Source organism: Escherichia sp. E2661, from assembly GCF_004745185.1.
Classification (GTDB): Bacteria; Pseudomonadota; Gammaproteobacteria; order Enterobacterales; family Enterobacteriaceae; genus Escherichia.
In genome coordinates this window covers 95,124-118,756 of sequence record NZ_PDIG01000037.1, presented here as the reverse complement: position 1 = coordinate 118,756, position 23,633 = coordinate 95,124, and the positions used below count along the sequence as shown (strand labels likewise).

At 47.2% G+C, this 23,633-nt stretch carries 18 protein-coding genes, 5 tRNA genes and 4 pseudogenes; 12 read left to right on the top strand and 15 right to left on the bottom strand.

The window, feature by feature from the left end:
* Positions 1 to 164: 164 nt before the first annotated feature.
* Positions 165 to 789 (top strand): annotated as a pseudogene (gene rcsA, locus CRI63_RS19625) (transcriptional regulator RcsA).
* A 43-nt stretch (positions 790 to 832) separates the two neighbouring features.
* Here rcsA and dsrB read toward each other — a convergent pair.
* Complete coding sequence (gene dsrB / locus CRI63_RS19620; RefSeq protein WP_000867217.1) at positions 833 to 1,021, bottom strand: protein DsrB; 189 nt, start codon at positions 1,019 to 1,021, stop codon at positions 833 to 835.
* Between the two features lie 163 nt (positions 1,022 to 1,184).
* Here dsrB and yodD point away from each other — a divergent pair, with 163 nt between their 5' ends.
* Together yodD and CRI63_RS19610 are read left to right on the top strand one after the other, a co-directional pair.
* A complete protein-coding gene (gene yodD / locus CRI63_RS19615; RefSeq protein ID WP_135520627.1) occupies positions 1,185 to 1,412 on the top strand; it encodes a peroxide/acid resistance protein YodD in 228 nt (75 codons plus the stop codon).
* Between the two features lie 297 nt (positions 1,413 to 1,709).
* The gene (locus CRI63_RS19610; protein WP_130216459.1) at positions 1,710 to 2,525 is read left to right on the top strand and encodes a mannosyl-3-phosphoglycerate phosphatase-related protein; all 816 of its coding nucleotides are present in this window, start codon (positions 1,710 to 1,712) and stop codon (positions 2,523 to 2,525) included.
* Here the strand turns inward: CRI63_RS19610 and dgcQ are convergent.
* The 3 genes and pseudogenes from dgcQ to CRI63_RS19595 all read right to left on the bottom strand — a co-directional run bounded on the left by dgcQ (position 2,522) and on the right by CRI63_RS19595 (position 5,578).
* Positions 2,522 to 4,217, bottom strand: a pseudogene (dgcQ, locus tag CRI63_RS19605) (cellulose biosynthesis regulator diguanylate cyclase DgcQ). The gene CRI63_RS19610 and the pseudogene dgcQ sit on opposite strands and share 4 nt — an antisense overlap.
* A gap of 182 nt (positions 4,218 to 4,399) precedes the next feature.
* Positions 4,400 to 4,582 carry a DUF2158 domain-containing protein gene (locus tag CRI63_RS19600; protein WP_130208609.1) on the bottom strand — a complete coding sequence of 61 codons (183 nt, stop codon included), beginning with the start codon at positions 4,580 to 4,582 and terminating at the stop codon, positions 4,400 to 4,402.
* Positions 4,583 to 4,660: 78 nt separating this feature from the next.
* Positions 4,661 to 5,578 (bottom strand): DUF808 domain-containing protein, encoded by a 918-nt coding sequence (locus CRI63_RS19595; protein WP_130216453.1) that lies wholly within the window; start codon positions 5,576 to 5,578, stop codon positions 4,661 to 4,663.
* A 172-nt stretch (positions 5,579 to 5,750) separates the two neighbouring features.
* Here CRI63_RS19595 and yedA point away from each other — a divergent pair, with 172 nt between their 5' ends.
* Positions 5,751 to 6,671 carry a drug/metabolite exporter YedA gene (gene yedA / locus CRI63_RS19590; RefSeq protein ID WP_130259947.1) on the top strand — a complete coding sequence of 307 codons (921 nt, stop codon included), beginning with the start codon at positions 5,751 to 5,753 and terminating at the stop codon, positions 6,669 to 6,671.
* Here yedA and CRI63_RS19585 read toward each other — a convergent pair.
* Genes CRI63_RS19585 through drpB form a run of 4 tightly spaced genes read right to left on the bottom strand, consistent with a single transcriptional unit; the run spans position 6,660 to position 9,612 of the window.
* The gene (locus CRI63_RS19585) at positions 6,660 to 7,130 is read right to left on the bottom strand and encodes a very short patch repair endonuclease (protein ID WP_130257626.1); all 471 of its coding nucleotides are present in this window, start codon (positions 7,128 to 7,130) and stop codon (positions 6,660 to 6,662) included. The genes yedA and CRI63_RS19585 overlap by 12 nt on opposite strands.
* The gene (gene dcm / locus CRI63_RS19580; RefSeq protein ID WP_135405101.1) at positions 7,111 to 8,529 is read right to left on the bottom strand and encodes a DNA-cytosine methyltransferase; all 1,419 of its coding nucleotides are present in this window, start codon (positions 8,527 to 8,529) and stop codon (positions 7,111 to 7,113) included. Before dcm ends, CRI63_RS19585 begins: the two co-directional genes overlap by 20 nt.
* Before the next feature lie 42 nt (positions 8,530 to 8,571).
* A complete protein-coding gene (locus CRI63_RS19575; RefSeq protein ID WP_135520513.1) occupies positions 8,572 to 9,291 on the bottom strand; it encodes a phosphohydrolase in 720 nt (239 codons plus the stop codon).
* A gap of 39 nt (positions 9,292 to 9,330) precedes the next feature.
* The gene (gene drpB, locus CRI63_RS19570) at positions 9,331 to 9,612 is read right to left on the bottom strand and encodes a cell division protein DrpB (RefSeq protein WP_254446237.1); all 282 of its coding nucleotides are present in this window, start codon (positions 9,610 to 9,612) and stop codon (positions 9,331 to 9,333) included.
* Positions 9,613 to 10,261: 649 nt separating this feature from the next.
* On the opposite strand from drpB, the gene CRI63_RS19565 reads away from it, so the two are divergent.
* Positions 10,262 to 11,377 (top strand): porin, encoded by a 1,116-nt coding sequence (locus CRI63_RS19565; RefSeq protein WP_135405098.1) that lies wholly within the window; start codon positions 10,262 to 10,264, stop codon positions 11,375 to 11,377.
* Positions 11,378 to 11,466: 89 nt separating this feature from the next.
* Here the strand turns inward: CRI63_RS19565 and CRI63_RS24525 are convergent, their stop codons facing one another.
* On the bottom strand, positions 11,467 to 11,844 hold the full coding sequence (locus CRI63_RS24525; protein WP_240782779.1) for a hypothetical protein: 378 nt from the start codon (positions 11,842 to 11,844) through the stop codon (positions 11,467 to 11,469).
* 721 nt (positions 11,845 to 12,565) lie between these two features.
* On the opposite strand from CRI63_RS24525, the pseudogene hchA reads away from it, so the two are divergent.
* Both hchA and CRI63_RS19550 read left to right on the top strand, forming a co-directional pair.
* Positions 12,566 to 13,418: pseudogene (gene hchA, locus CRI63_RS19555) on the top strand (glyoxalase III HchA).
* Between the two features lie 292 nt (positions 13,419 to 13,710).
* Entirely contained in the window at positions 13,711 to 14,775 is a 1,065-nt protein-coding gene (locus tag CRI63_RS19550) for a glycosyltransferase family 9 protein (protein WP_135520625.1), read from the top strand.
* Between the two features lie 83 nt (positions 14,776 to 14,858).
* Here the strand turns inward: CRI63_RS19550 and CRI63_RS19545 are convergent.
* Both CRI63_RS19545 and mtfA read right to left on the bottom strand, forming a co-directional pair.
* Positions 14,859 to 14,934, bottom strand: a tRNA-Asn gene (locus CRI63_RS19545).
* A gap of 100 nt (positions 14,935 to 15,034) precedes the next feature.
* Positions 15,035 to 15,832: a DgsA anti-repressor MtfA gene (gene mtfA, locus CRI63_RS19540; RefSeq protein ID WP_130257621.1), complete on the bottom strand. Its 798-nt coding sequence runs from the start codon at positions 15,830 to 15,832 to the stop codon at positions 15,035 to 15,037.
* Between the two features lie 93 nt (positions 15,833 to 15,925).
* On the opposite strand from mtfA, the gene CRI63_RS19535 reads away from it, so the two are divergent.
* The 3 genes and pseudogenes from CRI63_RS19535 (at position 15,926) to amn (ending at position 19,193) form a co-directional block, all read left to right on the top strand.
* Positions 15,926 to 16,015 (top strand) — tRNA-Ser (locus CRI63_RS19535).
* Positions 16,016 to 16,321: 306 nt separating this feature from the next.
* Positions 16,322 to 17,638 carry a shikimate transporter gene (gene shiA, locus CRI63_RS19530; protein ID WP_135487617.1) on the top strand — a complete coding sequence of 439 codons (1,317 nt, stop codon included), beginning with the start codon at positions 16,322 to 16,324 and terminating at the stop codon, positions 17,636 to 17,638.
* A 101-nt stretch (positions 17,639 to 17,739) separates the two neighbouring features.
* Positions 17,740 to 19,193: pseudogene (gene amn, locus CRI63_RS19525) on the top strand (AMP nucleosidase).
* Between the two features lie 94 nt (positions 19,194 to 19,287).
* Here the strand turns inward: amn and CRI63_RS19520 are convergent.
* Positions 19,288 to 19,363, bottom strand: a tRNA-Asn gene (locus CRI63_RS19520).
* A 130-nt stretch (positions 19,364 to 19,493) separates the two neighbouring features.
* A complete protein-coding gene (gene yeeO / locus CRI63_RS19515) occupies positions 19,494 to 20,951 on the bottom strand; it encodes a toxic metabolite efflux MATE transporter YeeO (RefSeq protein ID WP_346763498.1) in 1,458 nt (485 codons plus the stop codon).
* Between the two features lie 160 nt (positions 20,952 to 21,111).
* On the opposite strand from yeeO, the gene CRI63_RS19510 reads away from it, so the two are divergent.
* Positions 21,112 to 21,187, top strand: a tRNA-Asn gene (locus CRI63_RS19510).
* A gap of 36 nt (positions 21,188 to 21,223) precedes the next feature.
* On the opposite strand, the gene cbl is transcribed toward CRI63_RS19510, so the two are convergent.
* Together cbl and nac are read right to left on the bottom strand one after the other, a co-directional pair.
* Positions 21,224 to 22,174: an HTH-type transcriptional regulator Cbl gene (cbl, locus tag CRI63_RS19505; protein ID WP_135489138.1), complete on the bottom strand. Its 951-nt coding sequence runs from the start codon at positions 22,172 to 22,174 to the stop codon at positions 21,224 to 21,226.
* Between the two features lie 101 nt (positions 22,175 to 22,275).
* Positions 22,276 to 23,193 (bottom strand): nitrogen assimilation transcriptional regulator NAC, encoded by a 918-nt coding sequence (nac, locus tag CRI63_RS19500; RefSeq protein ID WP_130222268.1) that lies wholly within the window; start codon positions 23,191 to 23,193, stop codon positions 22,276 to 22,278.
* 323 nt (positions 23,194 to 23,516) lie between these two features.
* On the opposite strand from nac, the gene CRI63_RS19495 reads away from it, so the two are divergent.
* Positions 23,517 to 23,592: transfer RNA gene (locus CRI63_RS19495), tRNA-Asn, on the top strand.
* Positions 23,593 to 23,633: the final 41 nt, after the last annotated feature.

Genomic DNA, 23,633 nt, shown 5'->3' with positions numbered 1-23,633 from the left:
ACTTTAAGACAATTCCAGGCAAATTATACAACGCTTTACGGGATAGTAAGTCCGCCTGAAAAATCGCGATAGTGGCGCATTAGGTGACCCATGTCGTTCCGTTTAGTCATGATGAAATATTCAGGTAAGGGGAATTATCGTTACGCATTGAGTGAGGGTATGCCATGTCAACGATTATTATGGATTTATGTAGTTACACCCGGCTGGGTTTGACCGGGTATCTGTTGAGTAGAGGGGTGAAAAAAAGAGAAATCAACGACATTGAAACCGTTGATGACCTTGCCATCGCTTGTGATTCACAGCACCCTTCAGTGGTGTTTATTAATGAGGACTGTTTTATCCACGATGCTTCTAACAGTCAACGTATCAAGTACATCATTAATCAACATCCCAATACGTTATTTATCGTTTTTATGGCAATTGCCAATGTTCATTTTGATGAATATCTATTGGTCAGAAAAAAATTTATTGATCAGTTCCAAATCGATTAAACCGGAATCTCTTGATGATATCCTTGGCGATATTCTGAAAAAAGAGACAACGATGGCCAGCATTTTAAATATGCCAACGCTATCATTAAGCCGGACCGAATCGAGTATGTTGCGAATGTGGATGGCTGGCCAGGGAACGATTCAAATATCCGACCAAATGAATATTAAAGCCAAGACCGTTTCATCGCATAAAGGCAATATTAAACGTAAGATCAAAACGCATAATAAACAGGTTATCTACCATGTCGTCCGACTGACGGACAATGTGACAAATGGTATTTTTGTCAACATGCGCTAGGGCATACTGACTGGTGGTATTCCACCAGTCAGGCTGACAGAAATTACTCTGCTTTCTCCACAAAGATACCATCCTGATGCCCTGCTTCATTAAAGAACCAGATGCCGAGCGGGTAGTCTTCCAGCGAAACCAGGTACATTGTGCCTTCACTAAACTCCTCAACTGCCAGTACCACGCCAGGACGACGCGGACCGCCATCCGTTTTGACTGTTACCCGATCATTCACCTTCATCGTTTTCCTCCTGTGGCTTTGTGCCAGTTTAGAACAATTTCGTTTTTCTGACAGCGCCAGGCGCGTGCGAGTGCTGATTTTCTCAACGGTCTATACTTAAGAAATGCCTGGCTGACATGACGTGTCGGCAGCAACATATAAGCAACGGTTGTGAGGATAGATGATGAAAACCGCAAAAGAGTACAGCGATACCGCAAAACGTGAGGTCAGCGTCAATGTCGATGCCCTGCTGGCGGCGATCAATGAAATTAGCGAAAGCGAAGTTCATCGCAGCCAGAACGATTCGGAACACGTCAGCGTCGATGGCCGTGAATATCATACATGGCGTGAATTAGCCGATGCCTTTGAACTTGATATTCATGACTTTAGCGTCTCTGAAGTGAATCGCTAAATGCGTCATAAAAAAATCCCGACCCTTGTTGGGGTCGGGATCAAACTTGCTTAAGCAAGAAGCACTTAAAAAATTCGTTACACCAGGAAATCTGATGCGTTCATCACCTTATCCGCAATTTTTTATGCTGACAAGAAAATATTCTTGATATGAATGATTAACGTCACTTATGAATGGAAGTGTGATCCACGTCACCCCTTGAAGGCTCTGGCGTTCACGGGATCGCTCCCGAAAAACGATTTTTTATTATTCGTGCTGTTTTAAGAAACATCCAGGCAAGGGGAGTACTGCGCGATCATGCTTTCAATTCATCAACCGCTGCTGATTTTTACCGATCTTGATGGCACCCTGTTGGACAGCCATAGCTATGACTGGCAACCTGCCGCCTCCTGGTTAATCCGCCTGCGGGAAGCGGAGATCCCCGTGATCCTGTGTAGTAGTAAAACCTCGGCTGAAATGCTGTACCTGCAAAAGATGTTAGGTCTGCAAGGGTTGTCACTCATTGCGGAGAACGGCGCGGTGATCCAACTGGATCAACAATGGCAGGATTTGGCCGGCTTTCCGCGCATCATCTCGGGGATTGCTCATAGTGAAATCAGCCTGGTATTAAATACGCTGCGTGAGAAAGAACACTTCAAATTCACCACCTTTGATGACGTCGATGATACAACCATCGCTGAATGGACTGGCTTAAGCCGCAGCCAGGCCGCACTGACGCAATTGCATGAGGCTTCGGTCACGCTTATCTGGCGCGACAGTGACGAGCGGATGGCGCAATTTACCGCTCGCCTGAATGAACTGGGCTTGCAGTTTGTGCAAGGTGCGCGTTTCTGGCATGTGCTGGATGTCTCAGCCGGGAAAGATCAGGCAGCCAACTGGATCATTGCGGCATATCAGCAATCGCGTGGAAAACGTCCGACCACGCTTGGCTTAGGCGATGGCCCAAATGACGCACCATTACTGGAAGTGATGGATTATGCGGTGATTGTAAAAGGGCTAAACCGGGAAGGCGTGCATTTGCAAAATGAGGATCCGGCCCGTGTCTTGCGGACACAGCGAGAAGGACCGGAAGGCTGGCGCGAAGGGCTGGATCACTTTTTCACGGCCAGTTAAGGGCTATCGCTGGCGCAAACCTGATTGCGCCCCGCTTGTTTTGCAAGATACAACCGTCGGTCGGCCAGAGACTGTAATTGTTCAAAATCATAATCGCCGGTTTCCTCACTGCTACTCACCCCCAGCGAGGCACTGATGCGTAGGGTCGTGCTCTTGGCGATCAACATCTCTTTTTCATTCAGCTTCAGGCGAATACGTTCGGCCACTTCCGTTGCCTGCGCCAGGTTAGCGCCAGGCAGAATCACACAAAACTCCTCGCCGCCCACGCGGCCGGCAACGTCCTGTGAACGCAATGAATGACTGATTAATCCGGCAGCATGCGACAGCACACGATCGCCTGCCTGATGACCAAAGCGGTCATTAATCGCTTTAAAATGGTCAAGGTCGACCTGGATGACAGAAAACGGATGTTTGTGTATCTGACACAATTCGGCAAGCGGACGCGCTTTTTCGAACAATGCGCCACGGTTATACAAGCGCGTTAAGGTGTCATGCCACGCCTGCCACTGCAACGAGCTTTGCAGGACAAACATATTGCTGACCATCTGGCGAATCACATACCAGGAGATAAGTAACATCGTCGTAAAAAGCGCCCACAGAAGGGTTAACGCAATGCTGATGCTGCCGAAATCACCACGCACACCTTCACTGAGCGAATGAATGCGCACCAATGCGCCGTCAAAATGGTCCAGTCGCTCCCAGCTAACATAGCGACTGTTCATCCTAATGCCACCGCGCGTATCGTGTTCCATAGCCTGCGCCAGAGATGCCAGCTCTCGAGGATCAAAGAGATCCTCCGCCAAGTGTTCCGGGTTAGAGGAAGTTAATAATTTCAGTTTACTGTCGTAGAGCTGATACTCGCCATCCAGGTTTTTATCAATAGCGTTTTTTAGAAATTGCTGCATTGAGCGCACAGGGATACTCATCCCCAACACGCCATACCAGTAATTATTACTGTCGACCGGCACGCTTACGGTGACCTGCGGTTCAGTAACATTGTTATGGTCATGCTGAGAGGTAAACCAACGTACGCCACGTTGACGATTTTCTCGTTCTGATTGGCCGATAAACCAGGGTTGTGTGACAAATTCGTAGTAACGCGTAGGGATATTTCGGGTAAACAACGTCGGCTGCGTCGAAACGTAGAATCCGGCGCGGGAGACATACATCGCCTGTTCAACCATCGAAGTAGAGTTGTGCGCCAGTCGTAGTAAGTAGCCGACTTCCAGTGCGGCAGTAATTTCATTGTCGAGTAATTCATTTTCGCGAGAAAGCTGATTTCCCTCGCTCACTAACGCATCCGAGACACCGTTTACTGACAGAGTGCGTCGTCTGTTGAGTTCGATTTGCCAGGCGTGCTCGTCGCGATGTTGTTCAAACTCGACAACAGCGTTACGCATAGAGGTGAAATCCAGCGGCGCAACAAGGGCTTCACGCATTCCATTACGCAAAAAAATCAGTTTATCGACGTTATATTGCAATTGCTTATCGAGCGCGTTGGCAACGTTTTCCAGATGATTACGCTGACTGGAGATATAGGCGTCTTCCAGCACCACGACTTCACGCCAGGTGAGCAAAGTGGAGAAGATCAACACCACGATAAAACACAGATTAACGACATGACCTGGCCCCAGGCGGCGCGCGAGTTTTTTTTAGCCAGCTCTGGTTTTCCATTTTTGTCTCGTGCTGCACCCTGACGACTCCCAACCTGCTTTTTAATGATTCTGGCATAACCTGGCGATAGCGTACCGCCAAACAACGATAATTTTATAATGTTGGCATGATACGAGGCATCAGGCCTTCGATATTGACGCTGGCAGGACTGCCGGATGCGGCGTGAACGCCACATCCGGCCTGGTGTTAATTGCACATTTTCAAACTTCTTCCGACGAACAACTCCCCTCCCCCGGAACAAGCTCGGTTTCATGAAAAGCTTCCCGCTTGACCCCATAACCGTCATACCACCGGCACTCAACCATACCGCTGGAATACCCGGTGACAATCATCCGCGGGCCGCCCTCTTTTACCGTGACTTCCTCACTAACCATAAAGCTCATACTCGCCTCCTTTTTTCGAGTGAAACTTGTTCACCTTAGTCGAGGATGGCGAATTTTGCATAACAGCCAATGTGAATTTTAATGTGCCTGGCCGCGCATTTTCGCTACCACTTTCACTCCCAGCACCACGATGCCACCGATGATAAATCCAAGAATCAGATTTAAAACAGTCGGTAATATCATCGCCACCAGCGCGTTCTGCTGTCCGGCAAAATGTTCAATGGCATGATGCAGCGGCGCGATGCCATGCACCACAATACCGCCACCAACCAGGAACATCGCCAGCGTGCCGACAACCGATAATGCTTTCATCAGCCAGGGCGCGATAATCAACAGCCCCTTACCCAACGCCTGCATCAACGTACTGGACTTTTCTGCCAGCCAGTAGCCCAGGTCATCAATCTTAACGATAATCCCCACCAGGCCATACACGCCAATCGTTACCACCAGAGCTATCCCTGAGAGCACCAGCACCTGATTAATCAGCGGCGCTTCCGCCACAATGCCCAGCGTTATGGCGACAATTTCCGCAGACAAAATAAAATCGGTGCGAATGGCCCCTTTTATTTTGTCCTTTTCAAACTTGAGCGGGTCTTGCTCCGCCAGTTTTTCCAGACGCTGCTGACTCTGCGCCGGATCCTCTTTGTGTTTACGCGCCTCCAGCATATGTAGCACTTTCTCTACCCCTTCAAAGCAAAGAAACGCACCACCAATCATCAACAGTGGCGTAATTGCCCACGGGATAAATGCACTGATGATCAGCGCCAGCGGCACCAGAATCACTTTGTTGATTAGCGATCCCTTCGCCACGCCCCAGACCACAGGAAGTTCCCGGTTGGCACGCACACCTGAAACTTGTTGCGCATTAAGCGACAAGTCATCCCCTAATACACCGGCGGTTTTCTTCGCCGCCAGCTTGCCCATCACGGAGATATCGTCCAGCAAAGTGGCGATATCATCGAGCAACGTCAATAAACTACTCCCGGCCAAAAGCATTCCCTCTCATTTTTATCGTTGACGCGCTAAGTATGAAGCAAAATCGGCTTGCCTGATACTTGCTTCACAGGTCAACATTTTTTTTAACAATTAAGCTCAATTATATCTCTCGCCAGCAGAATGATTTTCACGTTTACTATGAACCACCTTTTTATTTCCACCGTGAGGGATTATGCGTTTCCGCCAGTTGTTACCGCTTTTTGGCGCGCTGTTTGCGTTGTATATCATTTGGGGCTCGACCTATTTTGTCATTCGGATTGGCGTTGAAAGCTGGCCACCGTTAATGATGGCGGGGGTGCGATTTTTGGCAGCAGGTCTTTTATTGATGGCATTTTTACTGCTGCGTGGGCACAAATTGCCGCCGCTACGTCCCCTGCTCAACGCCGCGCTTATTGGCCTGTTACTGCTGGCTGTCGGTAACGGTATGGTGACGGTTGCCGAACATCAAAACGTCCCTTCCGGCATTGCCGCCGTGGTGGTGGCAACGGTGCCACTCTTTACTCTTTGCTTCAGCCGCCTGTTTGGCATTAAAACGCGCAAACTGGAATGGGTGGGTATCGCCATTGGGCTTGCCGGGATCATCATGCTCAATAGTGGCGGTAATTTAAGCGGTAACCCGTGGGGTGCAATGCTGATTTTAATCGGCTCAATTAGCTGGGCGTTTGGGTCGGTTTATGGCTCACGCATTACCTTACCAGTAGGGATGATGGCAGGTGCCATTGAGATGCTGGCGGCTGGCGTAGTGTTAATGATTGCGTCGATGATTGCGGGTGAAAAACTGACAGCAGTCCCTTCGCTTTCTGGTTTCCTTGCAGTCGGCTATCTGACGCTGTTTGGCTCGATTATCGCCATCAACGCTTATATGTATTTAATCCGCAATGTCAGTCCGGCTCTGGCCACCAGCTACGCCTATGTTAATCCCGTGGTCGCGGTATTGCTGGGTACGGGTCTGGGCGGCGAAACGCTGTCGAAGATTGAATGGCTGGCGCTAGGAGTGATTGTTTTCGCCGTGGTGCTGGTCACGTTGGGGAAATATCTCTTCCCGGCAAAACCCGTTGTCGCTCCCGTCATTCAGGATGCATCAAGCGAGTAAATGAATCCCCAGAGTGTCGATCTGCGCGCTGGCGCCCTCGCCGCAGATCCACTCTTCCAGACGCTCGGTAAGTGCCGCGTCCGTTAATTTCTCCCGCCCGCGTAACGCACATTCCCAGACAATCAACACGCGCCAGCCGAGTTCCTGCAAACGACTGATATCGCGCCGATCGCGCTCGACATTTTTACCAATCTTCTCCAGCCAAAAATCTGTTCGCGTGGCGGGGACTTTAAACAGGTAGCAATGGTGATGGTGCCAGAAGCAACCGTGGGCAAATATCACACAGCGAAATTCATCAAGGACAAAATCCGGACGTCCGGGAAGATTGGCCTCCTGAACACGAAACGCCAGCCCCTGCTCAGTTAACAGGCTGGCGAGACGTTTCTCGATTGCCGTATCGTGCGTGGCAATCGCGCGCATATTTTTGCTACGCGTGGCCTTATCGTGAACATCGGCCATGTTGTGTTTCTCGCTGACGCAACGCCACCGCTTGTCTGATTTTTGGCTCGAGCAGTTTTGCCACCGCGGCAAAGACCGGTACTACCACCGAATTACCGAACTGACGATAGGCTTGCGTATCAGAAACCGGTATACGGAATTTCGCTTCTCCCGGCGCTTCAAAGCCCATCAGACGCGCGCATTCGCGAGGCGTTAATCTTCGTGGGCGATGTTGCTGATTCTGCGGATCGTCAAAGTCTTTCTCACCTGTCGCCATATCCCAGCCGCGATCGATTAAGATTTCCGCGCCGTCTTTATAATAACGGGCAGAAAGCGTGCGCGTGACACTTTGCGGATTGTTCGGATAAACCATCCCATAACCGAAGCCGTTACCGCGCGCCTGATGCTTTTTCGCATAGCGATAGAGATACTTCCATAGCACCGGCGTCAGGATATATTTCGCTTCGACCATCGGGTCCAGCAACTGCGCCAGCGTCACTCGCTGCACCGGGAAACAATCGCTAATGTCACGCAGAGTAAAATCTTCTTTCAGATTAAGATCGCGACGGAAGCCCACCAGCACGATGCGCTCACGGTGCTGCGGTAGAAAATGTTTGCCATCGATGATTTTCGGATCGTCCGGGCCGTTATCTTCTGCGTCGGCAACGTCATAGCCCAGTTCGTCCAGCGTCTGCATGATGATGCGAAACGTTTTACCCTGGTCGTGGCTTTTCAGGTTCTTAACGTTTTCGAGCACAAAAATCGCCGGACGACGAGCGTCGATAATGCGCACCACATCAAAGAACAGCGTACCCTGGGTATCGCAGGCAAAACCGTGCGCCCGCCCAAGCGAGTTCTTTTTCGATACGCCAGCCAGTGAAAACGGCTGGCAAGGAAAACCGGCCAGTAAAACATCGTGTTCAGGAATGTGCTGACGGATATGTTCCGCCGCCGCGTCATCACTCGTGCCCTCTTTATGACTCAGGGTGATGTCACGGATATCTTCATTAAAATGATGAGTTGCCGGATCGCAATAATGGTTGGCTTTATAGGTGCGCACCGCATGTTTATTCCATTCACTGGTAAATACGCACTGACCGCCAATTGACTCAAAACCGCGACGGATACCACCAATCCCGGCAAAGAGATCGATAAAGCGAAACGCATAATGCGGATGATGTGTTGGCGGTTTGGGTAGCAACGTTTGCAGGTGGGCGAACTCATTTTCACTTAAACGGTGCCATACCGAATCATTCGCCAGCGCACGTTTTAAAATCGCCGCGCTCCAGTGGTTCTCACCGACGCCATTAAGTTGCGCCACCAGCGTTTTAACATCATAAATTTGCAGCAGTTTCTCCAGCATTGCCTGTGCGGCATTCCCGGTGCTGTATGAATCGGTTACTGAAATATTTTCCTGCATAGATTTAACCGGCCATATGAGATGGCCGACAGGTTAACATAATTACATCGGTTTAGGGCCACGCGCGCAGTCAGCTGACGAAAACGCATCAATCACGTTGTGATCGATACCTTCATTCTCCCCCGCCAGTTCAGCACTAAGTTTGGTCATAAACTCCACCAGAAAACGGGCGTTGTGTTGCGCCAGTTGTTTACCTTTTGTGGTCTGCATCGTTTGCGGTAGTTTTAGCAGCTTGGTCTGAAAATGGTCCAGCGCGTAACGTTTATCATCGAGCGGGCGATGCTGCGCGAACGGATCTTCTCCATCAAACAGCGCCACACCCAACGCGCCTGAAACCGCAAACACGCGCGCCAGGCCAATCGCGCCTAATGCTTCCATCCGGTCCGCATCCTGCACGATTCTAGCTTCCGCCGTTAAGGGCGTAATTTGCGCACTGAAACTGTGTGCGGCAATAGCATGACAAACGGGCTCTATTTTCTCCGCTGGAAATTGCGCGAACTCTTCGCATAGCAGGCGACGCGTCTCTTCTGCTGCCAGCATTGAAGATTGCTGCCGTTGCGGATGATTTTTCGCCAGACTCACGATATCGTGAAAATAACAGGCGGTTAAAATCACCAGCATGTCCACGTCTTCATCTACCGCCAGTTTTTGTGCCGTCGCCCAGACGCGGCGAAAATGACACAGGTCATGGGCCGCGTCCTGATACTGATGATGGCTCTTCAACCAGTTCTCGAATTGTGCCTGCCAGTGTTGTAAGTCCATATGCGCTCCGCTGCCAAAGAGTCGCAACCTTAGCAGTTTTTACTCATAGCGTCTGTTACGTACGGGTCGAGGTCGCGTGTACCAGGCAATGCCGCCTAACAACGCACCGACCATGGCCATAAACAAAAATCCCACTAACGCACCTAACCACTTACCCGCAGTTGAACCTAAATCACTTTCAAATCCAGACACGGGGGCATCGGGGATGCGGCTCATTACCCAGATGTAACGCGCCATTACCCAGACAAAATAACCACACCAGGTATAAAAAGCCCATAAAGCCAGTTTGCCGCCAGGGCTGCGAGAGAGTCTTTCTTCCATTGCTGTCGAACCATACTCCATTTTGAGATAACCCGGAAAATTCAGACTTATACTGTTATGTGATAAAAGTCACATTTTTCCACATCGGTCGAGCCAGTCAAGTCTCACTCATTTTTTGAACAAATATATGAATCTGAACCAGTGACATTATGTGCAGAAAAAACAAGTCAGAAGGCATTTGTTTTTTGTTTGGGCATAATTGATTAATTCATATTTTGAATATATAGGCATTGAATACAATTATACCTTTTTTGTTTTCTGTGTCATGATGACTGCGTTATTAGCCTTTTATCGTCTTGTTTATATTTTTTGGGCCGGCATGATGCCGGCTTTTTTTTATGCGTTTATTTATGTGCAGTAGATCACACTCAGTCTTTAGCTCAACAACCATTGACGCAAGCTATCCTTCCAAAAGAACAATAACCAATTGATATACATATATAAATATGATGAATGCTTATGTCTGAAATTCATAATCATGAATTATATTAAATAGAATGGAAACATTTTGAAATCTTTTAAATACATTTGTTACATGTAATCTTTAAAATAAAATGAACTTCATAGAATAGTATCCAAATGTGCTTTTTTTTGGATAACGGCACTTATTGATATATTCATGAAGATTATAATCACAAGGGAATACATAATGAAAAGAAAAGTTCTGGCAATGCTGGTCCCGGCGTTATTAGTTGCTGGCGCAGCAAATGCGGCTGAAATTTATAATAAAAATGGCAATAAAGTTGATTTCTACGGCAAGATGGTTGGTGAGCGCATCTGGTCGAACACTGATGATAATAACAGCGAAAACGAAGATACCTCCTATGCTCGTTTTGGCGTAAAAGGTGAAACTCAAATCAACAGTGAACTGACTGGTTTTGGTCAGTTTGAATACAACCTTGACGCCAGCAAGCCTGAAGGTTCTAACCAAGAAAAAACTCGTTTAACCTTCGCTGGTTTGAAATATAACGGACTTGGATCTTTCGATTACGGTCGTAACTACGGTGTTGCCTATGATGCCGCAGCTTATACCGATATGTTAGTTGAATGGGGTGGCGATTCCTGGGCTTCCGCTGACAACTTCATGAACGGTCGTACCAACGGTGTTGCAACCTACCGTAACTCTGATTTCTTTGGTCTGGTTGACGGTCTGAATTTTGCTGTTCAATATCAAGGTAAGAACAGCAATCGTGGCGTTACTAAACAAAACGGTGATGGCTATGCGTTGTCTGTAGACTACAACATCGAAGGTTTTGGTTTTGTCGGTGTTTATGGCAAATCTGATCGTACCAATGAGCAAGTTGCTGATGGAAACGGTTCAAATGCAGAAGTATGGTCATTGGCAGCAAAATATGATGCGAACAATGTCTACGCTGCTGTGATGTATGGTGAAACTCGTAATATGACACCGACATCAGTTAATACAGGCGGCTTCGACAAAGACGGCAACTCGATAATGCGCGATCAACTGATCAACGAAACTCAGAACTTTGAAGCAGTTGTTCAGTATCAATTCGACTTTGGTCTGCGTCCATCCTTAGGTTATGTTTACTCCAAAGGTAAAGATATCAAAGGGGTACCTGGCCATAAATATGTTGACGCTGACCGCGTGAACTACATTGAAGTTGGTACCTGGTACTACTTCAATAAGAACATGAACGTTTATACTGCATACAAATTTAACCTGCTGGATAAAGATGATGCAGCAATTACCAATGCCGCATCTGATGACCAGTTTGCAGTTGGTATTGTCTACCAGTTCTAATCAGCCAACGCGCCGCGGCACGTAACTGTAAAACATAATATCGGCCTGAGTTCGTCCCTCATCGAATTCAGGCTTTTTTATATCCCACATCAAATCACCAACAGCGGCACGCTAAACTGCCGTAGCATGTCGATAAACCCTAATTCCTGCGTAGCTCCCAGCACAATAACATCAGCCAGTTGTTGTTCAGCAAGTTCCTTTATCCCTTCCGGAAGAGTGCCGAAATGAACATATGTATGAATAAATCCTTCAGGCAAAACCAGTTGTTCTGCTATATGAGCTAAACGGCACACAGCCTGCCCACGTAGAGCTTCTTTAAAACGATGCATATCAGAAATATACCCACGCTCGAGAACTCTTAAATATTCCGGTATAAAGCCAAGTAAGTGAACATGCCCAGAAGAAACATTGGCGAAAAATTGCGCATGAAAAAAACGCTTGCTCTCTATCATCCCGAGAAAAAACATTCACCGGAATAACAATATTTCGGTACATAGGTATTCCCTGAAAAAATTCAATATTAATCAACTGCGCTTGAATGATTAGTGCATATTTTTAATGCTATATTTATGTCATTATCTTTAGAAAAGTTATCGTTGCTGCCCCACTTTAGTCTCCAGCCCATTCCCTCCGGCAAATTGCGCAAAGAGTACATCTGATGACAAGTAATTAATCATATCTGTCATCAGTTAAACCTTAATCTGGATCATCATTCTTTCGCGATAATCTTTCGTGCCAGACAGTTTTACGATTATTTTTTGCTAATAATCTCATTTTCTTAACTTACACTCTCATCGCATGTTCCGGGGAGACTCTTTGCTCCAGCATTTACCTATCTTAAGCAGGCCTCAGGCAAATCATTCGGTTGTCAGTTCCCCCGGCGCCGCTCTAAGCATCACGTGAGCACAAAAAATCTCCACAATTAAAAATTGTGCTACCAGGGTGTCAATATCCTGATTTCTGAAAAATAGACTAAAATAAATTAACACCAATTCTAACCACTTTACGCAATAAGGAGAAAATTGGCATGACTAATATCCTACACAAGTGCAGCATAGTCATCGCACACTCCCCCTTGCATACCGCTTTCGATATATTGACTCCAATTTCCTATCTGGTTAAAAATAGCAACCAGCTCAGTCGCGAATATAGTGACTAACCTACATAAGTAACAACAAGGAATACACTATGACTGTTCAACAAAGTAAGAATCCGCAAATCGATATGGCTGAAGATAATGCTTTCTTCCCGTCAGAATATTCGTTAGGCCAATACACCAGCCCGATTTCTGATCTTGATGGGGTAGACTATCCAAAACCGTATAGCGGAAAGCAAAAAATCCTGGTAATCGCCGCCGATGAACGCTATTTGCCAACCGATAATGGTAAGCTCTTCTCAACAGGAAACCATCCGATTGAAACGTTGCTGCCGTTATATCATCTGCATGCTGCTGGTTTCGAGTTCGAGGTTGCGACGCTTTCTGGCCTGATGACAAAATTTGAATATTGGGCTATGCCGCGGAAAGATGAAAAAATTATGCCATTCTTTGAGCAGCACAAATCTCTGTTCCGCAATCCGAAAAAAATTGGCAGATGTTGTCGCCAGCCTCAACGCAGACAGCGAATATGCAGCAATCTTTGTTCCTGGCGGTCACGGTGCTCTCATTGGTTTACCAGAAAGCAAAGACGTGGCTGCCGCTCTGCAGTGGGCAATCGAAAATGACCGTTTTGTTATCTCCCTTTGCCACGGTCCAGCAGCCTTTCTGGCGCTTCGACACGGCGATAACCCATTAAATGGTTATTCAATTTGCGCATTCCCTGACGCTGCAGACAAACAAACGCCAGAGATTGGCTACATGCCGGGTCATCTGACCTGGTACTTTGGTGAAGAACTGAAGAAAATGGGCATGAACATCGTCAATGATGATATTACCGGCCGGGTACACAAAGATCGTAAACTTTTAACCGGTGACAGTCCTTTCGCAGCAAATGCGTTAGGCAAACTGGCAGCACAGGAGATGCTGGCCGCATACGTAGGTTAATCGGCTGACACTTACTGTGGAGTAAAAGTGGGGGTAGCTCTCCCCCACTTAACAAACATGAAAAACGACCACCTCCAATTGCTGACCTTTTAACGCTTCCCTTCACTTTACGCCCCCCAGACTGAAGAATGCGACACAAGCTGTTTTTAAACAAAATGATAATTCTCGAAAATGATTAATACATAAACCATAAATATATAATATATTTCACGTTATTATTTATCGATTTTAGAAATCAATCATTTCTGATAAACTTCACCACGTTTTAACCAGAATGGAAGCGAGGTTGGAAATGTCATTCGTATCATTTTTCAGACGTATTGCATTTGCGTATTATGATTATCGCTGCAAAGATACTGATATTGCAAAAAGTGAATTTGTAGTTATTCACATTCCCGATCAAATTGGGGATGCAATGGCTATTTATCCAATAATCCGATCGCTTGAAATGCATAAAATAAAACACTTATTGATTGTCACATCAACAATTAATAAATCTGTTTTTGATGCACTTCATCTGGAACAAACAAAATTAACATTGGTCAGTATGACAATGCAGGATAATGCCAGTATTAAAGAAATAAAAAAATTAGCAAAAAACATCAATGAACAATATGGAACTCCTGATCTTTGTATTGAAGCAATGCGCAAGAAAAACCTGAAGACGATGCTATTTATTAGTCACTTACGAGCCAATGCAAATTTACAGGTTGTGGGTTTAACGATGAAATGTTATTCACCGATATGTAAGTCAGCGTCGAAAATGGATCAGTCACTACGCGCCCCAGTACCGCTGACATGGGCCTTCATGATGCGAGAAGTAGGATTTCCGGCGCCCCCGCCCATATTTGAATTGCCCCTCAGCGAAATAGTGCTAAAAGAAGTACGTTGTGAGATGCATTCATTAGGTTCATATATTGCTCTTAATTTAGAAGGTAGCGTGCAAGCGAGAACATTTTCACTAACAATGGCACAAAAAATCATCGAGATGATTAAAATACAATCAGACATGCCAATTGTCATTGTTCATGGTCCGAAAGGTTCGGAAACAGCCCTGGAACTAACCCGGAATTTTGATAACGTTTATCATTTGTCGTTATCACCTTCAATAATGCGGTCTGCAGCAATCATAAGAGATGCCTTCCTTGCAATAACGCCAGACACATCTATTTTACACATGGCAAGTGCTTATAATGTTCCTGTCATCGCCGTGTATGCTGATTATAAGACTCGCTGGCCCGCCATGGCCGATATTTCAGAGACGATTGTGGTAGGAAAGGCTATTGATCATCTAAATTTGGATGAATTCAGCAATACGCTGAAAAGGATTATCGCGAAAATTTCAGTCACAGCGTAATGAAAGCTCTAACAAAAATTCAAACACTAAAGCACGTTTGCAGAAAAGCAAAAAGCCTGCTCGAAGGCAGGCTTTTTTGAATTTGGCTCCTCTGACTGGACTCGAACCAGTGACATACGGATTAACAGTCCGCCGTTCTACCGACTGAACTACAGAGGAATCGTGAGAACGAGGCGAATATTACTTAGCAGCGCAGCGAGTGTCAACACTAAAATTCGCAAGCCATTTCAATCGGTTAATTAAGCAACAAAATTTATATTTAATGAACATTTGGTACTGGATAGGTGTCTCGCCCATTGGCATTTCGTAGCCGTTGTAATGGATCCTGCTTATAAAATTGGCAGAAACGTTGCCACAGCGAGGGGAAGCGTGGCGCAAAAAGCTCCGGCGCACTAAAAAAGTATTCGGAAAGCACGGCAAAACATTCTGCAGGGTCACTGGCAGCATAAGCATCGATGCTGGAGGCATTTTCGCCCACTAACTCAATTTCTTCCTGAATATTATCCATCGCCGCATGAAGATCGTGTTCCCATCCTGCGACCTCACGTAAAGAAATAAAGGGAACTCCACTGGCGCGATCGCCATTTCGCGTATCCAGTTTATGTGCAACTTCGTGGATAATCAGATTAAAGCCCGAGGCATCGAAAGAATCTTGTATATCGAGCCAGTTCAGCACGATTGGGCCTTGCTGCCAGCTTTGTCCTGATTGAACGATACGTTGATTATGTACCAGTCCTATATCGTCTTCCCATTCATCGTCCACCACAAATGGCGCAGGGTAAATTAGCACTTCATGAAAACCATCCAGCCATTCCAGTCCAAGCTCCAGAACAGGCAAGCAGAAAAGTAAGGCGATGCGACTACTTTTCAATGCATCAAGTTCAAATCCTTGTAGCGGGACCAGTCTTTTTTGCTGTAAAAAACGTTCGGCAAGAGTGACTAGTTTGCTTTGCTCCTGCTCTGTCAGACATGTCAAAAGAGGTATCGCCAGAGCTTCCTTCCATGGCAGCGTATCTTCATGATCTGTTTCTTGTACTTTCCAGGGCCACTTAATCATCGTTTTGCTCGCAAACTCGTCACTTGAACAAAATTGCACGGACAGGGACTGTTAAAATGCCAAATTTCCTGGCATCATGGCAACCATCTGAACGGAGAGATGCCGGAGCGGCTGAACGGACCGGTCTCGAAAACCGGAGTAGGGGCAACTCTACCGGGGGTTCAAATCCCCCTCTCTCCGCCAATCATTCAAGCAATTAGCTTGCCTGGTGTCAGTGACACAAATCCCATTAGGAAAATTCAAAAAACCCCATCAGAGAAAAATAGCATCAGCCGAGCATGCGTTGCGGCTTTAGCATTCACATTTTTCTGTTCAACGCGGTTGTGACATGTAACTGCCCCTCCCGGCCCTTCATCCTCAGTTCCTGGCATAAAAACATTTGCAGATGCTTTCTGTCGCGGTAGTCTCATAAGGTTCGTTTATAGATCGACGGCAATGTGAGTTACCTTTCCATACTAATTATAAAAAGACAGTACAAACAGGATCACTATGGACTCCACGCTCATCTCCACGCGTCCCGATGAAGGAACGCTTTCGTTAAGTCGCGCCCGACGCGCTGCGTTAGGCAGTTTCGCGGGTGCCGTCGTCGACTGGTATGATTTTTTACTCTATGGCATTACTGCCGCATTGGTGTTTAATCGCGAGTTTTTCCCGCAGGTAAGCCCGGCAATGGGAACGCTCGCTGCATTTGCTACCTTTGGTGTCGGTTTCCTTTTTCGTCCGCTCGGTGGCGTCATTTTCGGCCATTTCGGCGACCGACTGGGGCGTAAGCGCATGTTGATGCTTACCGTCTGGATGATGGGCATCGCCACAGCATTGATCGGCATTCTCCCTTCGTTCTCAACTATTGGCTGGTGGGCACCAATTTTACTGGTGATGCTGCGAGCTATTCAGGGATTTGCTGTTGGCGGCGAATGGGGAGGCGCTGCGTTGCTGTCCGTTGAGAGCGCGCCCAAAAACAAAAAAGCCTTTTACAGTAGCGGCGTACAAGTTGGTTACGGTGTAGGGTTACTCCTTTCAACCGGACTGGTGTCACTGATCAGTATGATGACAACTGACGAGCAATTTTTGAGCTGGGGTTGGCGCATTCCTTTCCTGTTTAGCATCGTATTGGTGCTGGGTGCATTGTGGGTACGCAATGGCATGGAGGAGTCCGCTGAATTTGAACAACAGCAGCATAATCAAGCGGTAGTGCAAAAACGCATCCCGGTTATCGAAGCTCTGTTACGACATCCCGGTGCTTTCCTTAAGATTATTGCGCTGCGACTGTGCGAGTTGCTAACAATGTATATCGTTACCGCCTTTGCACTTAACTATTCGACCCAGAATATGGGGCTGCCGCGCGAATTGTTCCTCAATATTGGTTTGCTGGTGGGTGGATTAAGCTGCCTGACAATTCCCTGTTTTGCCTGGCTTGCCGATCGTTTTGGTCGCCGTAGGGTTTATATCACCGGCGCAATAATCGGAACGTTAAGCGCATTTCCTTTTTTTATAGCGCTTGAGGCACAGTCCATTTTCTGGATCGTTTTCTTCTCCATTATGCTGGCGAACATTGCGCATGACATGGTGGTTTGCGTGCAACAGCCGATGTTCACCGAGATGTTTGGTGCCAGTTATCGCTACAGCGGCGCTGGCGTCGGATATCAGGTTGCCAGCGTGGTAGGCGGTGGATTTACACCTTTTATTGCTGCTGCTCTGATTACTTATTTTGCTGGAGACTGGCATAGCGTCGCCATTTATTTGCTGGCAGGCTGCCTGATTTCCGCAATAACTGCGTTGTTAATGAAAGACAATCAACACGCTTGATAGCCTGGCGAAGATCGTCCGATCTTCGCCTTACACTTTTGTTTCACATTCCTGTGACATACTATCGGAAATGCGGTAATTGTATGGAACAGGAGAGACGTATGAATAATAAGGGCTCCGGTCTGACCCCTGCTCAGGCACTGGATAAACTTGACGCGCTATATGAAAAATCTGTAGTCGCTTTACGCAACGCCATTGGCAAATATATTAAAAGTGGCGAACTGCCTGATGAAAACGCCCGAAAACACGGTCTTTTTGTCTATCCATCGCTGACCGTGACCTGGGACGGTAGCGCAACAAACCCTCCCAAAACACGCGCGTTTGGTCGTTTTACTCACGCTGGTAGCTACACGACCACCATCACCCGCCCTGCTCTCTTTCGTTCATATCTTAATGAACAATTAACTCTGCTGTACCAGGATTATGGTGCACATATTTCCGTGCAACCGTCAGAGCATGAAATTCCTTATCCCTATGTCATCGACGGCTCAGAGCTGACGCTTGATCGCTCAATGAGCGCCGGATTAACTCGTTATTTCCCGACAACCGAACTGGCACAAATTGGCGATGAAACGGCAGACGGCATTTATCATCCAACGGAATTCTCCCCGCTATCGCATTTTGATGCACGTCGGGTAGATTTTTCCCTAGCACGGTTACGCCATTATACGGGTACGCCAGTCGAACATTTTCAGCCGTTCGTCTTGTTTACCAACTACACACGTTATGTGGATGAATTCGTACGTTGGGGATGCAGCCAGATCCTTGATCCTCATAGCCCCTACATTGCCCTTTCTTGTGCTGGCGGGAACTGGATCACCGCTGAAACCGAAGCACCGGAAGAAGCAATTTCCGACCTCGCATGGAAAAACACCAGATGCCCGCATGGCATTTAATCACTACCGATGGTCAGGGTATTACTCTGGTTAATATTGGCGTGGGGCCGTCAAATGCCAAAACTATCTGCGATCATCTGGCGGTGCTGCGCCCGGATGTCTGGTTGATGATTGGTCACTGCGGAGGATTACGTGAAAGCCAGGCTATTGGAGATTACGTACTTGCGCATGCTTATTTACGCGATGACCACGTTCTTGATGCGGTCCTGCCTCCCGATATTCCTATTCCGAGCATTGCTGAAGTACAACGTGCACTTTATGACGCCACCAAACTGGTCAGCGGCAGGCCGGGTGAGGAAGTTAAACAGCGGCTACGCACTGGAACTGTAGTAACCACTGATGACAGGAACTGGGAGCTACGCTACTCAGCTTCTGCACTTCGTTTTAATTTAAGTCGGGCCGTGGCGATTGATATGGAAAGTGCCACCATTGCAGCACAAGGATATCGTTTCCGCGTACCATACGGGACGCTACTGTGTGTTTCAGATAAACCGTTGCATGGTGAGATTAAACTTCCCGGTCAGGCTAACCGTTTTTATGAAGGCGCAATTTCCGAGCACCTGCAAATTGGCATTCGGGCGATAGACTTGCTGCGCGCAGAAGGCGACCGACTGCATTCGCGTAAACTGCGGACCTTTAATGAACCACCGTTCCGATAATGAGTTCAGATCCTTTGCGTCAGGAAAAGATGTGAAGGATTTGATTAAGTAACAAAGCAAAAAGCCCGCTATAAAAGCGGGCTTTTCAGAAATTTGGCTCCTCTGACTGGACTCGAACCAGTGACATACGGATTAACAGTCCGCCGTTCTACCGACTGAACTACAGAGGAATCGCGAGAACGGGGCGAATATTAACGATGCCCATCCACAATGTCAAAGCCTGTTTTTTAATTTTGAATTCGTTTGCTGAAATAATCTGCGCTTTGTCGTTTATTCCGACACACCTGGCTTTTTTTCATACTATTTATGCTCAGGACGAGGGTATTTCCATAGCCATCGCCCTGTCACCATTCGCCAGTAAAACAGCACAGCCCGCACGGCCCAGTCGGCAAACATCCCCATCCAGACGCCAACCACACCCCAGCCAAGCATGATTCCCAACATATAACCGACTACTACCCGGCATCCCCACATGCTCAGCATAGAAACCCACATGGCGTAGCGTGCATCTCGGGCACCTTTAAAACCAGCAGGTAGTACCCAGGAGGCAGACCAAATCGGCATAAATAAAGCATTCAACCAAATCAGAATCACAACGACATGTTTAACCTGCGGATCCTGGGTATAAAACGACGCCATAATCCCGGCAAAGGGGGCTGTTAACCAGGCTATTGCCGTTAACCCAATAGTGGACAACCAGAACACATGCCTCAATTGAATTTCTGCTTGCGCTCTTTGCCCTACCCCCAACCTTCGACCCGTAATGATTGTAGAAGCTGAACCAAGTGCACTTCCTGGTAAATTGATAAGAGCCGCAATCGAAAAAGCGATAAAATTCCCGGCGATAACACTCGTCCCCATCCCGGCAACGAACATTTGTGTTAATAACCGGCCACTGGTAAATAATACGGATTCCACACTTGCCGGAATACCAATCCCCATTACTTCCCAGATAATGCTGAAATTCAATGGTTTAAAATAGCTCTTTAACGAGATCCGTAACGCAGGATTAAAACCAATCGCCAGAACCCACAAAATGGCGACTGCGCCAATATAACGGGAAATAGTTAATCCCAGCCCTGCCCCGACAAACCCTAACCCCTGCCAGGAGAAAAGACCGTAAATCAATATGCCGCTAATGATGATATTAAGGATATTCAGGCTACCATTTATAAGAAGCGGTATTTTCGTATTCCCTGCGCCGCGAAGTGCTCCACTGCCAATCAAGGTGATTGCCGCCGCAGGATAACTGATGACGGTCAGTTCCAGATAAGTCAGCGCCAGTGCTTTTACCTCCGGCGTGGCCTCACCTGCAACAAAATCGATAATTTGTTCACCAAAATGATGAATAAGCGCTGCCAACAGTACGGCAAACAATGTCATGATCACTAATGACTGCCGTGTCGCTACCCTCGCTCGCCGTCGATCACGCTTACCGAGACTAAATGCCACAACGACTGTAGTACCAAGGTCGATAGCTGCAAAAAAAGCCATAATGACCATATTGAAACTGTCCGCCAGCCCAACGCCTGCCATTGCATCTTTTCCCAGCCAACTGACCAGAAACGTGCTCAGTACGCCCATCAACAGGACACAGGCATTCTCCATAAAGATAGGAACAGCAAGCGGGGTTATCTCACGCCAGAACAACACCTTGTAGCTCTTACGTTTTGCGTGCCAGCGAGTGCCATGAACAATCTGGCGTAAAGCTGAGGAGATATTCAAAACTGACCTTAATTGCAGAAAGTGAAACCACATTTCAAATAATGAGGGAGAATGAGCAAAGCTGCAAAGATTTTCGCCAGCAAATTGTCTGCAAATGCAACAAACTGTTGATAGAAACGGCAAACGGTTGAGAAATTTAAAAATCAGGTTTGACAAAAGATTTTTCGCCGTTAAGATGTGCCTCAACAGCGATTCCTCTGTAGTTCAGTCGGTAGAACGGCGGACTGTTAATCCGTATGTCACTGGTTCGAGTCCAGTCAGAGGAGCCAAATTTCTGAAAAGCCCGCTTTATAGCGGGCTTTTTGCTATATCTGATAATCAATTTCCTCTTCACTATTTTCCATCACCTGTCGCTTAATATCCTCAACCGACAGTCCTGCATTGCACAGTTCCAGAAAACGCCAGACATAGTTACGCTGTAATTGTCCTCGTTTTAGTCCCAACCAGACGGTATTAGCATCGAAAAGATGGCGCGTTTCCAGACGGATTAAATTCTCTTCCTCTTGTTCGCCACTGGATTGTTCGGCGACTAATCCAATCCCCAGGCCAAGGGCTACGTAGGTTTTGATAACATCAGAATCCTGCGCACTTAATACAATATCTGCCAGCAAGCCTTTGCGGGCAAATGCGTCATCAATCCGCGAGCGACCAGTAATCCCCTGTCGGTAAGTGATCAACGGCCACTTCGCTATTGATTCCAGCGTCAATGGCGTAATTTTTGTTAAGGGATGATTATCTGGAACGAGCAAACTATGATGCCAACGAAACCATGGGAAGGCGACGAGTTGCGGATCATTGCTCAGACGCTCACTGGCGATGCCAATATCGGCCCCGCCATTTTGCAGCAACGTCGCAATTTCCTGTGGTGTTCCCTGGATAAGCTCAAGCCGCACTTCCGGGAAAAGTTCGCGAAAGGCTTTAATGACCTTTGGCAAGCTGTAGCGTGCCTGAGTATGCGTCGTTGCGATAGTGAGAACGCCAGATGTATCGTTGGTAAAGAGATCGGCAAGTCGACGAACATTACTGGCTTCATTCAGAATGCGTTCTGCAATTACCAGCAATGCTTTGCCCGGTTCAGTCATACCAAGCAGTCGTTTGCCCCGACGAACGAATATTTCTATACCAAGCTCATCCTCCAGCTCTCGAATATGACGGCTTACACCTGACTGTGAGGTAAAAAGCATATTCGCAACCTCTGTCAGGTTGTAATCCTGACGTGCAGCCTCGCGGATTATCTTTAGTTGTTGGAAATTCACGGTAAACTCCGGGCAGATCAGACATTCCGCTATTGTTAAAGTCTAACGCCCGGCATAACAAATAATAAAAACCCGCATCTTATTCCATCCAGATATAACGTTTAGCTAACCAATTGCCATTGTCTTTTTTCCATGACTGGAGGACTGATCACTGACAATAAAAGCTCTTTCACTGCTTGTGCCTGTGGCGACAGTTTTGCTCTGGCTGGTAAATTTAATGACAAGGAGAGACTCATTGACGGTGTGGTAATACGTGACATCCATCCGTTAACTGCGTCACATAACGAGCGCGCGGCTGATTCGGGTAACACTGCAACCCCCATGCCACTGGCAATCGCTGCGGTAAGCGTGGCGATAGACTCAATTTCACCGATGACTTTTGCCGTGAGTCGCCGTAAAGAAAAAGCCTCATCAACGCGGAGTCTTACGGCACTGTAATCGCCGGGAAGAAAGAGATTCATTTGTGCTATAGCATTAACATCAACGCTTTGCCCTGGAAAATCCTGAGTTCCGACAAGAAAAAGATCTTCTTTAAACAAAGCCTGGCTGGATACGCCTGCCACAGGGGAATGCTCGTAAATTACCGCCATATCAAGCTGGCTATTTATAAGTTTATCGTTAAGAACAGCGCCGCTGTTTTCATGTAGATAGATAATCACTTCCGGAAATTCGGCACGTACCGCCTGTAATAAGGGCATGGTGATAGACGACGCGGCGGTTCCTGGCGCAAAGCCAATTGAGACTTGACCCGATAATGTCTGACCTACGTTATGAACTGCCAGTTGGGCCTGTTCACACTGACGTAAAATTGCCCGCGCATGGGTATAGAGAATTTTTCCGGCGTCTGTTGGAGTAACGCCACGTTTAGTGCGAATCAAAAGTTGTTGATCCAGCTCGCCTTCCAGTGTGGCGACCTGCTGACTGAGCGCAGGCTGCGCGATATGCAACACTTCAGCAGCCTGGGTCAGGCTACCAATGTCCACAATTTTTACGAAGTATTTCAGGCGTCTGAAGTTCATGTTGCCTCCGGTTTTTAAGAATCGGCCCAAGTGCCGGTATTACTCACAACCAGATTGCAAGATGCTTGCCAGTTTAAGTTTGGCGCTAACGCGAAAGCTAATCGCCTGTCAAATAAGAGATTATGATTTTTTTGTCCTTTCATCCGGGTTACAGAACGAGCGTTAATTGCCCCATAAAAGGATGGCATGCACTACAATGGAACATTACAAAAAAGCTTGAATGTTCATCGCTTTGTTGAAATTGCCAGCAAACGAACAAAAAATGCATTTCCCCCTTTGACATCGCGGAACGCTGCCATTAATATGCGCCCCGTTCACACGATTCCTCTGTAGTTCAGTCGGTAGAACGGCGGACTGTTAATCCGTATGTCACTGGTTCGAGTCCAGTCAGAGGAGCCAAATTCAAAAAAGCCTGCTTTCGAGCAGGTTTTTTGCTTTCT